The following is a 216-nucleotide window of genomic DNA, read 5'->3' on the forward strand; positions in this document are numbered from 1 at the left end:
AACACATTAACGAACTCATAAAAGAGATTAAAAGAACACCGTTTAGCGGAATAGGCAAACCTGAGCCCTTGAAAACATGAATTAACCGATTTTTGGGTCAAATACGGAGCACTGATGAACACATTAACGAACTCATAAAAGAGATTAAAAGAACACCGTTTAGCGGAATAGGCAAACCTGAGCCCTTGAAAACATGAATTAACCGATTTTTGGGTC

General features: G+C 38.0%; 1 protein-coding gene and 1 pseudogene. Both read left to right on the forward strand.

Going from position 1 to position 216, the window contains the following annotated elements; genetic code table 11:
* Positions 1-96: pseudogene (locus BHE89_RS03730) on the forward strand (type II toxin-antitoxin system YoeB family toxin); the annotation flags it as partial.
* Complete coding sequence (locus tag BHE89_RS26855) at positions 93-197, forward strand: type II toxin-antitoxin system YoeB family toxin (protein ID WP_216080978.1); 105 nt, start codon at positions 93-95, stop codon at positions 195-197. The pseudogene BHE89_RS03730 and the gene BHE89_RS26855, both read left to right, overlap by 4 nt.
* Positions 198-216: the final 19 nt, after the last annotated feature.

It is taken from the genome of Shigella sp. FC1967 (genome assembly GCF_001743005.1).
In the GTDB taxonomy this organism is placed as follows: Bacteria; Pseudomonadota; Gammaproteobacteria; order Enterobacterales; family Enterobacteriaceae; genus Proteus.